We start from the raw sequence: 12,979 nt of genomic DNA, 5'->3' as shown, positions 1-12,979 counted from the left end.
ATAAGCCAGCTTATGTTCAAGCCTCGGCCCGTCCAGCACAACCGAAAGCCGGCGCACCCGACCCCATCCACGGAGACCCATGGCCATCAAGCAAGACTACTTCGACGCTGCGTTCGACCTGCTCTCCGAGCAGGGCTACAGCGCGTTGAAGCAGGCACCGCTGTGCAAGCGGCTGGGTGTGACCACAGGGTCGTTCTATCACTACTTCCAGAACTGGCGCGACTTCACCGCACAGTTTCTCGACCATTGGCGCACCGAGAGCACGACCCAGTTGGTCGCCCTGGCGCAGCAACGCGATAACGCGGTCGACCAACTGGAGGCGTTGCTCCACTTCACCCTCGCGCTCCCCCATCGCGCCGAGGCGGCGATCCGGGTGTGGAGCCGGATCGACCCCGAAGTACGCGCCGTCCAGGACGTGGTCGACGCCCAGCGCCAACAGGTGGTGCTCGAAGCCGCGCGAACGGTCTTCGATGACGAGGAAGCGCTGCACCATGCCCGCTGGGGCGTCTATCTGCTGGTCGGCTACCAGCAGATAGACGCCGAGGAAGACATCGGCCGTTTGGAGTGGGTGCTGCGCAGACTCTTGCGTGAAGTGGTGCAGCAGCGCGAGGCGTCGGCCACTTCGGCCGGCAAGGCCGACATCAGCCGTCCGCCGCCGACCTCGAGCACCGCACCCGTTCTGTAACTCGACAGGTCGCAGGCAAGAAACAGCACGGCGCCCGCGACCTCGCTGGGCAGCCCCGCCTGCTTCATCGGTATGGCGGCCTCTCGCTCGGCGAAGATCTCCGGCGGCATCGCGTCGGTCATCGGTGTCCTGATCAGGCCCGGCTGCACAGCATTGACCCGAACACCCTTGTGCGCCAATCACCACGGTCGATGGCTCGGCCCCCAGCTGGCCGGCGGGCAGTCCCCGCGGGTCGTCATGCCGACACGTACCGGAATGCGGAGAGCCGATTCCCACGAAATAGCAGTCGGACAGCGGGCCCGGCCCGCGCCCGCGGGCATCGACCGTACCGGCGACAGGCACGACACGCGGCTGCCGGTGCGCCACGAGCGCGACAGCTACGTACAGATGCTCATCATGGGTTCGCTGAAGTGGGCCGTTGAATGGTGGACACCTCGCAAGGGCGCGCTGGAAAGCGTTATTCGGACGGCGCAATCGCTGATTCGCAACGGAATCTCGGGCAGCGATTCGATCAAGGATCGCGAATCTACCCAGCGGCGCCCACGGACACAGCGAAAAACAGCCACCCCCGGCTGAACCACGTGACCACACGATCCACCGACACAACGTGTCGGTTGTGGCAGAGCGGAGTCGAGCGAGTTCGAAACTACCGACGGTGGCCGTCTGGCCTATCTGCGCGCTCATGCGCTATCTGCGGCTCCAAGCTCGCCTCCCGGTCACGTGGAACGTCGATCGCGACCGGTCCGTCGCCGGTGATCACGGATTCGGTGCGGGTCCCGTTGCGAGAGTTGCCGGTTCCGCGTCCGGCGGGATCGGCCTGTCCGCCGAATCGCGATCCTCGGCCGGCGTATGCCGTTCGAGTTCATCCGCCGGCGGCAGTACTCGCCCCACAAAAATAACGAACCAACCGTTCACATTTTGGGCGTATAGTTCATCCACTGCTGGTCGATCTCAACGCCCAGCTGAACAGGAAAGGGAAGCCTCCATGGCCATCGAGGGCAACGAAAGAAATGCCGCACAGTTGCGGACCATTCGTCTGTGGGCCGAGCACTGGTCGCGCCATGACAACGACGCCTTGCTCGAACTCTTCGTCACCGACCTCCGCTATGAGGATGTCCCGACTGCGCAGATCAGCCACAACGCCGAGGAGTTGGCCGCGTTCGCGACCGACGTCTACACGCAAGCACCCGACGTGCAGTACGAGGTCATTCGCGCTATCGTCCACGACGATCAGGGCAGCGCCGAATGGGTCATGCGTGGAACGAAGATCGGCGCCATCAACGGTCAGCCCCCCGCGGACAAGGATTTCGAAGTACGCGGCCTGTCGTTCTTCGAATTCGAAGGCGACAAAATCCGCCGCTGCTCCGACTACTGGGACCTGGCGACGTTGATGCGGCAATTCGGCGCGGCCTCCTGATATCCACAATCTGAATGGGCCCGGCGGCCACCGGGCCCATTCACCGGCAACGGGCACCTATCCGATGCCGACCACTCGGGCCCAGTCGAGACCCGGGACGGCGTTCGCCGCGGTCTCGGCAACACCACACCGGGGACCCCAGCCGAGCGCCGCGCCGGCCTGCCATACGTGTAGTCGTCCCGACTCCGCCGTGCCCGCGTGGTCTATCGGCCGAGTCCGGCGAGGAGCGAGTCGAGCATTTCGATCTGCCGGTCTGCCGTAATAGTGCGAGGAGTGAGCACGCCGACGATTTGCGCGCCCATCATGATGGTCATGAGCTGGTCGGCGACCAGGGGTGTGTCCACGTCGGCGATTTCGTTGTCGCGCCGGGCTTCGTCGAGGAACCCGATGAGCCGGTCGCGCCATTCCTCGAGTGCGCGCTCGTTGATCGCCGTCATGCGCTCGTCGTACATCGCGCGCTGCCACAGCGAGGTCGCGATGCGTGCCTCCAGCAAGGTCTCGTGGGTCAGCGGCATGACCTCCCGGCAGAAGCGGCGGAGGGCGGCCAAGCCGCTGGCATCGCCGAGGGCGGCGTCGATCCGGCGATTCGTGGCGTCGTAGACGTGCTCGAATGCGAACCGCAGGATGTCGTCTTTGCCGGTGAAGTAGTGCGACAGCGAGCCGTTCGCATAACCCGCCTCGGCGGCGATGTCCCGCATCTTCAATGCGTCGATGCCCCGTCTGGCGATCAATCGCCAGACGGCGGCGGTGATCGCGTGCCGACGTTCGTCGTGATCGACCAGCTTAGGCATGCTCGCGGCCACCGCGTCGTAGGGTCATGTAGCCACCCTAGCGACGGGCCGGGGCCCGTCGCGGGCGGTCGGCGAGTGGCGGGTGGGGCGATTCCCACCGTGCCTACCGAGCCGCACAGGCCCCGGTCGCGTCGCCTCAGGTGGAGATGTCACTCATCGCACCCTGCACAGCCGTCCGCCGACTGCTGCGCGGCGCAGTGCGCAGAAGTCGTCGCCGGTACATCGAGAGAAGGATTGCGATCGAAGAATCCGACCGGCTTCAGCACGAACCCGGTGTAGTCGACCGGCATGATCGGCCAATCCTCCGGTCGCGGGAAGTGGGTCAATCCGAACGTGTGCCAGACGACGAGGTCCTCGTTGTCGATCGACCGGTCGGCCGCGGCATAGGCGGGCAGCCCCGCACCGCCGGCGTGCTGATTGACGAAATCGCCCGCGGCATAACGCTGCGCTGGGTCGTAACGGGTGACCCAGAGGTGCTTCGTCGCGAATCCGGCGCGTTTGGCGATGGACGATTCCTCGTCCGCGAGCAGAGTTTCCCGGCTTTCCGGATGCAGCGCGTACCCGACCGGCCGGCCCAGCCGATTGGTCACGGTGGGATTGACGATGTGCCAGGTCCGGCCGACGCGATTGTCGGCGTACCGCTGCGCTTCCGATTCCCGCGTCAGCGCGGTGCGTGCCAGGGTGAAGGCGTTGCCGTGCGGATTGCCCGGACCCATGGCCACGCGGCGTGATTCGACCTCTTCGACGCGGTTGCCCGGCCCGTCGACCATCATGTCCAGCCGAGCGCTGAACAGATGCTGGTGATACGGGGCGCCGAGGCCGGGAGCGAGTTCGGACGCATAGGGGTAGTCCGGACCCGGGTAGGCGGAGGTGAACACGATGCCCGTTGCCTTGACCTCGAACTGGATCGTGCCGTCGAGGTAGAGGTACCAGAAGAAGCCGTAATCGTAGTTGCCGATGGTGGTGAAGAACGAGATCACCAGGCGGCGCTGGCGGCGGACCACCTGCGATCCGCTCCACAGGTCGGTGTGCTTCCACAGCACGCCGAAGTCCTCTTCGTGCATGCAGATAGCGTTGGGCAGGATGCGGGGCTCGCCCGTCTCGCCGGCCAGGACGGCATCGAAGTAGGTGATGTCGCCCACGCAGTCACATCCGAGCTCCAGCGCGTTGGCGTAGCGGCCGACCAGGTACTCACCGGTGTCGAAATAGTTCTGCCAGGAACGCACCGGCGATGGATCGCCATAGGGCACCACCATCTCCGCGATCGAGGCGCGGTGGATGATGGGCCGCACCCGCTCGCCGTCACGGAAGCCGATCTGGTGCAGTACCAGTCCCTCGCGAGCGTCGAAGCCGACCCGAAGCGACCACTTCTCCCACTCGACGAGGTTGCCGTCGACCGTGAAGCTGGGCCCCAGTGGCTGGGTGATCTCGATCGGTTTCTGGCTGTCGCGCAGTGGGCCGGTGACCTGCGGATCATCGAAGTTTCCGGACTCCTGCGGCACCGGGACGGGGCCGGTGTCGAGGACCCGGAGGACCTCCCGGGTCATCACGTCGACGAAAGCGACCAGCCCGTCGACAGGATGTGCCCAGGCGTTGTCGCGCTCGTGTTGCTGGTGGAAGGCGAGTCCGCGCAGGATGCGCCGGCCTTGTTCGCCGTCGTAGTCGAACACCCCCGCCGACAACGGGGCGACCCGCACCTCGGCGACATCGAGCCCCCGTGCGGCGAGTGCTTCGAGCCAGGCCGGATGGGTGGACAGAATGTTCTCGACAAGCTCGAACTCCTCGTCGAGCACAGGCATCTGCCCGTCGGAGACCGCGTCGAGGACGCGCTGCGACACCACCTGGCCCGAGGCCGGGGACACCACCAGGTCGACAGCGTTCGAGCGGTCGACGTCGTGCAGCAGCACCCGGAACCGGCGCTCGAAGCTTTCCGGTCCAGACCGCGTGTAGAGGGTCTGTTTGCCGGGTTCTTCGAGACCGACATAGACGAAGCGGGTGGCACCGGAGACCAGTCCGGCCGCAACGACGACCCGCCGTACTTCGGCAATCTCGTCGGCGGTGGGAAGCGCCAATGGATGGTCCACGCGCTCGGGTGTCAAGGTCGGCATAGACACTTCTTTCTGAATCCTGCACACATTGGAGACGGTTGGCTCTACGACTGTTGGAAAATACGGTTCTGGTTGTGCGTTTCCAATCGTGTAGCCGGGCGTTACGTTGTGGTTAACCGTCGGGGCCTCGGCAGGCCTGGCGGTCCGGCGGCAGTCGATCCAGCGATCGAGCGGGCACCCACTGCCGACTTGTGACCTGGATCATATACAGGGCGACCGATGATCGGAAGTCTTGTCCGACGACGCACGGATGCTGGAACGACGGCGGTGGCGAGGCCGCGCGTCGGCGCACCACCACCGGTGGCCCCTCTGGCGGTCGTGGCGCAACTGCGGTGAGATAAAGTCGGGCCGGACCGAGTGAACACACGATAAACTCGAGGTTGCATTCTCGAGAGGTGAGCTGTGGCTGCTTCCGGCTGCGGATCGGACGGGACGAGTCGGGGTAGCCGATGACCGACAACGACCCATTGATGACGCAACGCGACCCATCCGGCTCGGTGGTGGCGGAACTGGCGACAGCTGGATTCGACAACGCCGAGGAGATCGGCCGGGGCGGTTTCGGCGCCGTCTACCGCTGCACCCAGACCGCCCTCGATCGCGTCGTGGCCGTCAAACTCCTCACCGCCGATCTCGACGAGGACAACCGGGCGCGGTTCTTTCGCGAACAACGCGCGGCCGGCCGGCTGACCGGGCACCCCAATATCGTCAACGTCCTCGCGGCCGGCGTCACCGACAACGGCCGACCGTTCATCGTCATGCCCTACTATGCGCACGGCTCGCTCGACACACGGCTGCGCCACCACGGACCGCTCCCGCTACCAGAAGTGTTGCGACTCGGAGTAAAGATTGCCGGCGCGCTCGAATCCGCGCATCTGCTCGGAATTCTCCACCGCGACGTCAAGCCGGCGAACATCCTCTTCACCGACTACGACGAGCCCGCACTGGGCGACTTCGGAATCGCCCACTTCGCCGGCGCCTTCGTCACCAACGCCGGGATCGTGACCACTACACCGGCGTTCACCGCCCCCGAAGTCGTGGCAGGCGAGCCGACCACCCCCGCCACCGATGTCTACAGTCTCGGCGCGACGCTGTTCGCCGCGGTGACCGGTCATGCCGCATTCGAACGCCGCAGCGGTGAACAACTGGTAGCCCAATTCCTGCGGATCACCGCAGGACCCGTACCCGACCCTCGCGAGCACGGCACCCCCGACGATCTCAGCACCATCATCGAACACGCCATGGGCGCCGACCCGGCCGGCCGGCCGTCGGCCGCCGAACTCGGCAGGCAACTCCAGGCATCCCAATATCACCACGGCTATCCGGTCGATGAAATGGCATTGCGCGGAGTCCCGCGGTCTTCGCCGAACGAGCAGGCACAAGGCGCGCGCTCGTCGGTCGGGCGATCGCCGGACTCCGGCCGAATGCGTCACCTGCCGCTCGAGTTGACGAGTTTCGTCGGACGACGAAAAGAACTGACCGAAGCGAAGAACGCACTGTCCACCTCGCGGTTGGTGACCTTGACCGGGATCGGCGGCGTAGGAAAAACCCGCTTGGCGCTACGCTCGGCCACCGCTGTGCAACAGGACTACGCCGATGGCGTGGCCTTCGTCGAGCTCGGTGAACTACGTGACGAGTCGCTGCTGGCCAGCGTCGTGGCGCATGCGCTGGGATTGGTGGATCGGTCGACGATACCGGTCTACGAAACGCTGGTCGATTTCCTCATGCCTCGGGAAATGCTGGTTGTGCTGGACAATTGCGAACAGGTGGTCGCCGCTGTCGCAGAGCTCGCGGAATCGCTACTGCGGGTATGCCCCGGGCTGCGGATTCTCGCGACGAGCCGCGAGCCCATCGGTGTCGGCGGCGAGCAGATTCTCCTGGTCCCCCCACTCGCGCTCCCCGATCCCGATCGGCTACCGAGGGGCCTGCCTCGTAACGACGCGATGGCGCTGTTCACGGAACGGGCCGCCGCCGCGGTCGCGGGCTTCGAGCTCACCGAGGACAACAAGGTCACCATCGCACGCATATGTCAGCGGCTGGAGGGCTTGCCACTACCGATCGAGCTGGCGGCGGCGCGACTTCGGGCGATGTCGCCCGAACAGATCCTGGACCGGTTGACCCACCGATTCGCCCTGTTGACGCACGGCCATCGAAGCGCCCCGACACGGCAGCAAACCCTGCGGATGTGCATCGACTGGAGCTATGACCTGTGCACACCGGTCGAGCAACGGGCATGGGCCCGGCTGTCGGTTTTCGAAGGTGGCTTCGAACTCGGGGCCGCGCAGTACATCTACGGCGAGCAGCTCTCCCAGGACGAGATCCTGGACATCGTGACCTACCTCGTCGAAAAATCGATCCTGAACCGAGAAGCGTCGAATATCGCGGTCCGATTCAGAATGCTCGACACCGTACGCGAATACGGTATCGAAAAGGCCATGGAGAGAGGCGAATACCAGGAACTGCGCGGTCGTCACCGAGACTGGTACGAACAGCTCGCACGCCAGGCCGAAGCCGACTGGGTCAGCCCCCGCGAAATCGACTGGCTCGCACGATTCGATCGCGAGCAGGCCAACATCCGTCGCGCACTGGAATTCTGCGTATCCGACGATCCGGAGACCGGAATCAAGATCGCCGCCACCCTCTTCCCGTACTGGGTCTCTCAGGGCGCGTTCACCGAAGGGCGGCGCTGGCTCGACCGTTTGCTGGCACGCCACGCCGGAGAAGCCACCGACCAGGCCGCGGCGCTCTACGCCGCGTGCCATATGGCCGGGGTGCAGGGGGACATCGAGGCGGTCGCCGTTCGGGTGCACGAGGGGCGCGCGCTCCTGCAGCAGACGAGCGAACCGGTGGCCCGCGCGCATCTCGACCTCGCCGAAGGACTACTCCACCTGTTCCGCGGTCAGCCCTCCGATGCACGACCGTTCATGGAGAACGCCACCGGGATATACGCCGAACACGGTGAGCTGCTACACCAGGTCTTCGCTCTGACCTTCCTCGGGTTGTCGCATGATCTGGGCGAAAACCCACAGGCGGCAATCGAATACTACGAGCGCGCGCTCGCCATCACCGAGGCGCAGGGCGAATCCGTCTACCGGTCCTACGTGCAGTGGTCGCTGGCATTCGCGTCGTGGCGTCGAGGCGATTCGGCCCGGGCGAATCGGCTGCTCCGGCAGGCATTGCGGAGCAGCCGCAGGATCACCGATCGGCTGAACACCACCTTGTGCCTGCAAACAATGGCGTGGATGGCCGCCGCTGCGGGCAACGCCGAACGCGCCGTCGTGCTGCTGGCGGCCGCGGAACGGATCGGCCAGTCGGTGGGGACTTCGCCCGTCATCTTTCCCGCCCTGCTGACCTATCGAGAGGACTGCGAACGCCGAACCCGGCAAGCACTGAGTGCACGCCGCTTCGCCGCGGCGCACCGTGCGGGCGCCGCGCTCGGCTTCGATGCCGCCGTCGCCTACGCACTGGGCGAACACGCCACCGACACGACGCCTTCGGCTGGAGAGGAGGTGACGGCACGCGAGCGTGAGGTCGCCGAATTGATCGCCGAGGGCATGACCAACAAGGAGATCGCCGCCCGCCTGGCCATCTCCCCGCGTACCGCGCAGGGTCACGTCGAACACCTCCTCGCCAAACTCGGATTCACCGCACGGACGCAGATCGCCGCATGGATCACCGAGTCGCGAGAATAGTGTGCGGTTCACGACGGCGTGGGCAGCCCCAGCGCCTGCGCCAGCACCTGCCACGCCTTCGGCAGTTGCGCCTGGAAGTCCGGCCAGGTGTGCATCCCGTCCGGGGTGTACTCCAGAGTGGCGGGGATGTTCAGCTCGGACAGGCGGGCGGCGAACCGCTCGGTACAGGCCCGGGCGCCCGCTTCGAGTGCCGCACCGCCGCCCGCGGTGCGCAACGCCTCCACGATCGACGGAGAGTTCGCGACCGACACCAGATCGGCTCCGGTCGGCAGCCCGGTGGCCGCCGAGAGGTAGATGGCGGTGCCGCGCAGGTTCTCCGCATGCAGCAGGCTGTCGTGCGCGGCCCATTCCGGTGACGTCGGCGGGCCCCAGAGATTGTTCACGTTGCCGCCACGCGAAGCGACGGTGATGGTGGTCACCGCGTGACCGAGCGGGTCGGCGGTGGAGTAGCACCCGCTCAGCCCGGCGACCGCCCGATACCAGCCCGGATAGCGCTGGGCGAGCATCATCGCCGCCTGGGCGCCCATCGACACCCCGGCGATCGCGCGGCGCCCGTCCGTGCCCAGCAGCGACTCCACGATCGGCGGGAGTTCGGTGGTGAGGAAGGTCTCCCAGCGGTTGAGCCCCAGCGCGGCGTCCTGCCGGACCCAGTCGCTGTACATGCTGCCGGTGCCGCCGCCGGGAAGCACCACGTCCACCGGTTTGCCCGCGAAGAATTCGGCGGCTCCGCCCTTGCTCAGCCATGCCGATGTGGCGTCGCCGTCGACGCCGTCGAGCAGATACAGCACCGGGCGCGGTGCCTCGCCGCTACCGCGCAGGATGTCGACGGCGATGATCCGGCGCATCGCCGCCGACGCGATCGACAGCCGTTCGTGGCCCCCGCCCAGGTCCTCGATCGAAAGCAGCCCGGTGCGGGTCATGGCCGGGTCGACGGCGGGCGGCGGGGCCTGCGGCACCGGGTCGGCCGGCGCGGGCGCAGCGGTAGCGGCGGCGATGAGGGCCATCGCCACCGCGGTGATCGGCACGCGCAAGCTCATCCGGTCGCGGCGGCCCCGGCGCGCAGCGCTTCGTTCGGCACCAGGTCGACGGCGCTGATGTTCCGGTAGAAGATCATGTGCAGGTTCTTCTCGTCGGCGGCAACACGCTGCAGCATACGCTGGGCGCTCGGTTCCGCGCAGGCCGCCCGGTGTTGCGGTGGCTGATCCTGGTCGCGAGCTCCGGCAGGACATCGGGACCTCGCACAGTCCGTGTCGTCGCGGTGGCCGGCGTCGCCGCGTGCTATGAACCGAGTGATCGAGAGCCGAACCGGTGAGCTGTTCCATGAGATCTTCCGAACCCGCTGTACAGCAGATCGCACCGCCGAGAGCATCGAGCGCCGCGCTGCCGTACGGCGTCGCTACGAGTTGCGAAGGGCGACAACATATATGAGCGGTACGCGAGATAAGCTGGACGAATTGCGGGGGATTCTGCAGCTGGCCGAGGAACCCGCAGGCGAAAACGGCATCGCGAAGCGCAAGTCCAAGGGCATTCCCAGCGCGCGGGAGCGGGTGCGCGCGCTACTCGACCCGGGAAGCTTCATCGAGATCGGCGCGCTGGTGCGCCAGCCGGGCACTCCAGAAGCCATGTACGGCGACGGCGTGGTCACCGGTCGCGGCCGGATCGACGGCAGACCCGTCGTGGTGGTCGCGCACGATCAGACCGTCTTCGGCGGCTCGGTCGGCGAGATGTTCGGCCGCAAAGTCGCCGCGGCACTGGATTTCGCGACCAGGAATGCCTGCCCGGTCGTCGCGATCAACGACTCCGGCGGCGCCCGCATCCAGGACGCGGTCACCTCTCTGGCCTGGTACGCGCTGATGAGCCGCCGCCAGGAACGGCTGTCGGGCTTCGTACCGCAAGTGTCGATCATGCTGGGCAAATGCGCCGCCGGATCGGTCTACGCGCCGGTGAACACCGACATCCTGATCGCGACGGAGACGTCGTACATGTTCGTCACCGGCCCGGAGGTGATCAAGGAGGTCACCGGCGAGGAGGTGACCATGGCGGAGTTGGGCGGCGCGCAGGCGCAGGCGGCCACCGGCACCGTCCACCACGTCGCCGCCACCGAGCAGGACGCCTTCGACTGGGCCAAGACCTATTTGAGCTATCTGCCGTCGAGTTGTCTGGAGCCGGGCCCGGTCGTCAATCCGGGGTTGGAGCCGCAGATCACGCCGCACGATCTGGAGCTGGACTCGATCGTTCCCGATTCCGATCGGCAAGGCTACGACATGCACGAGATCTTGCTGCGCCTGTTCGACGACGGTCACTTCCACGAGATCAGCGCGGCCACCGCGCAGAACCTGATCACCGGCTTCGCCAGAGTGGACGGGCGCAGCGTCGGGGTGATCGCGAACCAGCCGTTGGTGCTCGGCGGCGCGATCGATGCCAAATGCTCGGACAAGGCGACACATTTCATCCGATTGTGCAATGTGTTCGGGTTGCCGCTGATCTTCGTGGTGGACACCCCCGGCGTGCTGCCCGGTGTGGAGGAGGAGCGCAGCGGGGTGATCAAGCGCGGCGGACGGTTCTTCCGCGCGGTGATCGAGGCGACCGTACCCATCGTGACCGTCGTGGTCCGCAAGGCCTACGGCGGCGGCTACGCCGTGATGGGCTGCAAACAACTCGGCGCCGACGTCAGCCTCGCCTGGCCGACCGCACGCATCGCCGTGATGGGCGCGGAGAGCGCGGTGAGCATCGTCGCCAAGCGACAGCTGGCCCAAGCGGACCCGGAGCAGCGCGCGGCGCTGCGTGACGCGATGATCGAGCAGTACAACACGACAGTCGCCACGCCGTGGATCGCCGCGGAGCGCGGTTACATCGACGCGGTGATCGAGCCCTCGCACACCAGACTGGAGATCCGCCGGGCGCTGCGGCTGCTGCGCGAGAAAGAGGCGAGCGCCGAACCCAACCCGCGCAAACACAGCCTCTTTCCGGTCTGAGGCGGCGCGCGGACCCAGTTATGTCGTGTCCCCACCGCACGCCGCACCAAGGTTCAGCCGTGTCCCCAGGTGAGGTCGGCCGTCATCCATTCGGTCTCCCACCTGCGCAGCCGCCGCCGATCGAGGCCGCGGCGCAGCAGCAGGTAGCTGCCGACGAGCACGATCCAGAGGCCGAACACCGCACCGGCGGTGAGCACCACCGCTTTGCTCGCGGGCTGGGTCGACGACGGCGGCTCGACGATCGCACCGCGTTCGTTGAGCCAGATCGGCACGGTGGACCCCGGCTCGACCACGGTGCTCGACTGATAGTCGCCGGTGTGGGCCACGCCGTCGGCGTCCTTCCAGGACACGCGCGCGGGCACCACCGGTGCGTACAGCGGCGCTTTGCCGGTTTCGACCACGGTGGCGTCGACCCGATGCAAGCGTGCCGTCTCGGCTTGCACCGCGGCCGCCTCGGCGCGGTACACCCGGCCTCCGACCGTCACCGCCAGTACGGGGACGACGATCAGGAACACCAGGGCCAGCAGCACCGCCACCCCGGTCTGCACACGGTCTTCTCTGCGGCGCAGCGGATTTCGATCCAGGCCGACGCGGCGGCACGTCCGGCGGTACATGTTCACCGACCCGGTAGACATGACGGTGACTCCTCGTTGCGGATTTCGGCGGTGAGGGTGACGAGGGTGTCGAAGAACTCTTCGACGAGGCCGGGCAGACCCATCGGATCCGGTCCGGCCGCCCAGCTCTGCAGCGCCGCGAGCAGGACGGCGGCGCCGGCACCGACGGCGACGGCCGGACGTGGATCGGTCTGCGGATCTACGTCCAGCCGCGCCGCGATGATCCGGACCGATTCGCGTTGCCCATCGATACGGATGCGCTGATAGCCGGCGAACAGTTCGGGTTCGTCCTCGAAGCGCTGGAACAGCACCCAACGGCGGGCGAGCAGGGACGCACGGGCGCCGCCGTACTCGGTGGCGAGCCAGTCGTGGACAGCGCTGCGGTAGGCGATCAGGGGCGGCTCAGACCGGGGGCGACGGCACAGGGCTTCGTTGAACAGGTGCACATCCTGGTCGACATCGCCGAGAATCGCCTCCTCGATGGACGCGAAGTGCCTGCTGAACGTGCGCCGGGTGACACCGGCCCGCACCGCGATGTCCTCGACGGCCACCGCGTCGAGCCCCCGCTCGGTGAGCAGGTCGAAAGCCGCGCGCGACAGCGCCTCGCGGCTGCGCCGCGTGCGCAACCGACGGCCGTCCAGACCGACACCGTCGTCGCTCATACAGCTGAGCTTACCCCTATTGTCCCAATGGGACAGTA

General features: G+C 66.8%; 10 protein-coding genes and 3 pseudogenes. 5 read left to right on the top strand and 8 right to left on the bottom strand.

Annotation, left to right across the window (positions count from 1 at the left end):
* Positions 1-79: 79 nt before the first annotated feature.
* Entirely contained in the window at positions 80-685 is a 606-nt protein-coding gene (locus tag ACT89H_RS21585) for a TetR/AcrR family transcriptional regulator (RefSeq protein WP_445110446.1), read from the top strand.
* Here the strand turns inward: ACT89H_RS21585 and ACT89H_RS21580 are convergent.
* A pseudogene (locus ACT89H_RS21580) lies at positions 640-864 on the bottom strand (SDR family oxidoreductase); the annotation flags it as partial. The gene ACT89H_RS21585 and the pseudogene ACT89H_RS21580 overlap by 46 nt on opposite strands.
* A gap of 76 nt (positions 865-940) precedes the next feature.
* On the opposite strand from ACT89H_RS21580, the gene ACT89H_RS21575 reads away from it, so the two are divergent.
* Entirely contained in the window at positions 941-1,261 is a 321-nt protein-coding gene (locus tag ACT89H_RS21575) for a hypothetical protein (protein WP_445110445.1), read from the top strand.
* A 91-nt stretch (positions 1,262-1,352) separates the two neighbouring features.
* Here ACT89H_RS21575 and ACT89H_RS21570 read toward each other — a convergent pair.
* Positions 1,353-1,499: pseudogene (locus tag ACT89H_RS21570) on the bottom strand (transposase); the annotation flags it as partial.
* Between the two features lie 171 nt (positions 1,500-1,670).
* Here ACT89H_RS21570 and ACT89H_RS21565 point away from each other — a divergent pair.
* The gene (locus ACT89H_RS21565; protein ID WP_445110444.1) at positions 1,671-2,102 is read left to right on the top strand and encodes an ester cyclase; all 432 of its coding nucleotides are present in this window, start codon (positions 1,671-1,673) and stop codon (positions 2,100-2,102) included.
* A gap of 203 nt (positions 2,103-2,305) precedes the next feature.
* On the opposite strand, the gene ACT89H_RS21560 is transcribed toward ACT89H_RS21565, so the two are convergent.
* Together ACT89H_RS21560 and ACT89H_RS21555 are read right to left on the bottom strand one after the other, a co-directional pair.
* Positions 2,306-2,893 carry a TetR/AcrR family transcriptional regulator gene (locus ACT89H_RS21560; RefSeq protein WP_445110443.1) on the bottom strand — a complete coding sequence of 196 codons (588 nt, stop codon included), beginning with the start codon at positions 2,891-2,893 and terminating at the stop codon, positions 2,306-2,308.
* Between the two features lie 149 nt (positions 2,894-3,042).
* Complete coding sequence (locus ACT89H_RS21555) at positions 3,043-5,001, bottom strand: primary-amine oxidase (protein WP_445110442.1); 1,959 nt, start codon at positions 4,999-5,001, stop codon at positions 3,043-3,045.
* 449 nt (positions 5,002-5,450) lie between these two features.
* Here ACT89H_RS21555 and ACT89H_RS21550 point away from each other — a divergent pair, with 449 nt between their 5' ends.
* Positions 5,451-8,690, top strand: coding sequence for a protein kinase domain-containing protein (locus tag ACT89H_RS21550; protein WP_445110441.1), 3,240 nt, complete (start codon positions 5,451-5,453; stop codon positions 8,688-8,690).
* A gap of 8 nt (positions 8,691-8,698) precedes the next feature.
* On the opposite strand, the gene ACT89H_RS21545 is transcribed toward ACT89H_RS21550, so the two are convergent.
* Both ACT89H_RS21545 and ACT89H_RS21540 read right to left on the bottom strand, forming a co-directional pair.
* Positions 8,699-9,715: an alpha/beta hydrolase gene (locus tag ACT89H_RS21545; protein ID WP_445110440.1), complete on the bottom strand. Its 1,017-nt coding sequence runs from the start codon at positions 9,713-9,715 to the stop codon at positions 8,699-8,701.
* Between the two features lie 29 nt (positions 9,716-9,744).
* Positions 9,745-9,908: pseudogene (locus ACT89H_RS21540) on the bottom strand (acyl-ACP desaturase); the annotation flags it as partial.
* A gap of 206 nt (positions 9,909-10,114) precedes the next feature.
* On the opposite strand from ACT89H_RS21540, the gene ACT89H_RS21535 reads away from it, so the two are divergent.
* Positions 10,115-11,665, top strand: a complete 1,551-nt coding sequence (locus tag ACT89H_RS21535) for an acyl-CoA carboxylase subunit beta (protein ID WP_445110439.1) — start codon at positions 10,115-10,117, stop codon at positions 11,663-11,665.
* Between the two features lie 53 nt (positions 11,666-11,718).
* On the opposite strand, the gene ACT89H_RS21530 is transcribed toward ACT89H_RS21535, so the two are convergent.
* Together ACT89H_RS21530 and ACT89H_RS21525 are read right to left on the bottom strand one after the other, a co-directional pair.
* Positions 11,719-12,300, bottom strand: a complete 582-nt coding sequence (locus ACT89H_RS21530) for an Rv1733c family protein (RefSeq protein WP_445110438.1) — start codon at positions 12,298-12,300, stop codon at positions 11,719-11,721.
* Complete coding sequence (locus ACT89H_RS21525; RefSeq protein ID WP_445110437.1) at positions 12,282-12,941, bottom strand: TetR/AcrR family transcriptional regulator; 660 nt, start codon at positions 12,939-12,941, stop codon at positions 12,282-12,284. Before ACT89H_RS21525 ends, ACT89H_RS21530 begins: the two co-directional genes overlap by 19 nt.
* Positions 12,942-12,979: the final 38 nt, after the last annotated feature.

Source organism: Nocardia aegles, assembly GCF_052545135.1.
This window is presented reverse-complemented; position numbering and strand designations above follow the sequence as displayed.

What these genes read in the sequence shown, in the direction of transcription:
- ACT89H_RS21560 (WP_445110443.1), bottom strand. Translation starts at nt 2,893, where the DNA reads ATGCCTAAGCTGGTCGATCACGACGAACGTCGGCACGCGATCACCGCC.
- ACT89H_RS21585 (WP_445110446.1), top strand. Translation starts at nt 80, where the DNA reads ATGGCCATCAAGCAAGACTACTTCGACGCTGCGTTCGACCTGCTCTCC.
- ACT89H_RS21550 (WP_445110441.1), top strand. Translation starts at nt 5,451, where the DNA reads ATGACCGACAACGACCCATTGATGACGCAACGCGACCCATCCGGCTCG.
- ACT89H_RS21555 (WP_445110442.1), bottom strand. Translation starts at nt 5,001, where the DNA reads ATGCCGACCTTGACACCCGAGCGCGTGGACCATCCATTGGCGCTTCCC.
- ACT89H_RS21525 (WP_445110437.1), bottom strand. Translation starts at nt 12,941, where the DNA reads ATGAGCGACGACGGTGTCGGTCTGGACGGCCGTCGGTTGCGCACGCGG.
- ACT89H_RS21530 (WP_445110438.1), bottom strand. Translation starts at nt 12,300, where the DNA reads ATGTCTACCGGGTCGGTGAACATGTACCGCCGGACGTGCCGCCGCGTC.
- ACT89H_RS21575 (WP_445110445.1), top strand. Translation starts at nt 941, where the DNA reads ATGCGGAGAGCCGATTCCCACGAAATAGCAGTCGGACAGCGGGCCCGG.
- ACT89H_RS21535 (WP_445110439.1), top strand. Translation starts at nt 10,115, where the DNA reads ATGAGCGGTACGCGAGATAAGCTGGACGAATTGCGGGGGATTCTGCAG.
- ACT89H_RS21565 (WP_445110444.1), top strand. Translation starts at nt 1,671, where the DNA reads ATGGCCATCGAGGGCAACGAAAGAAATGCCGCACAGTTGCGGACCATT.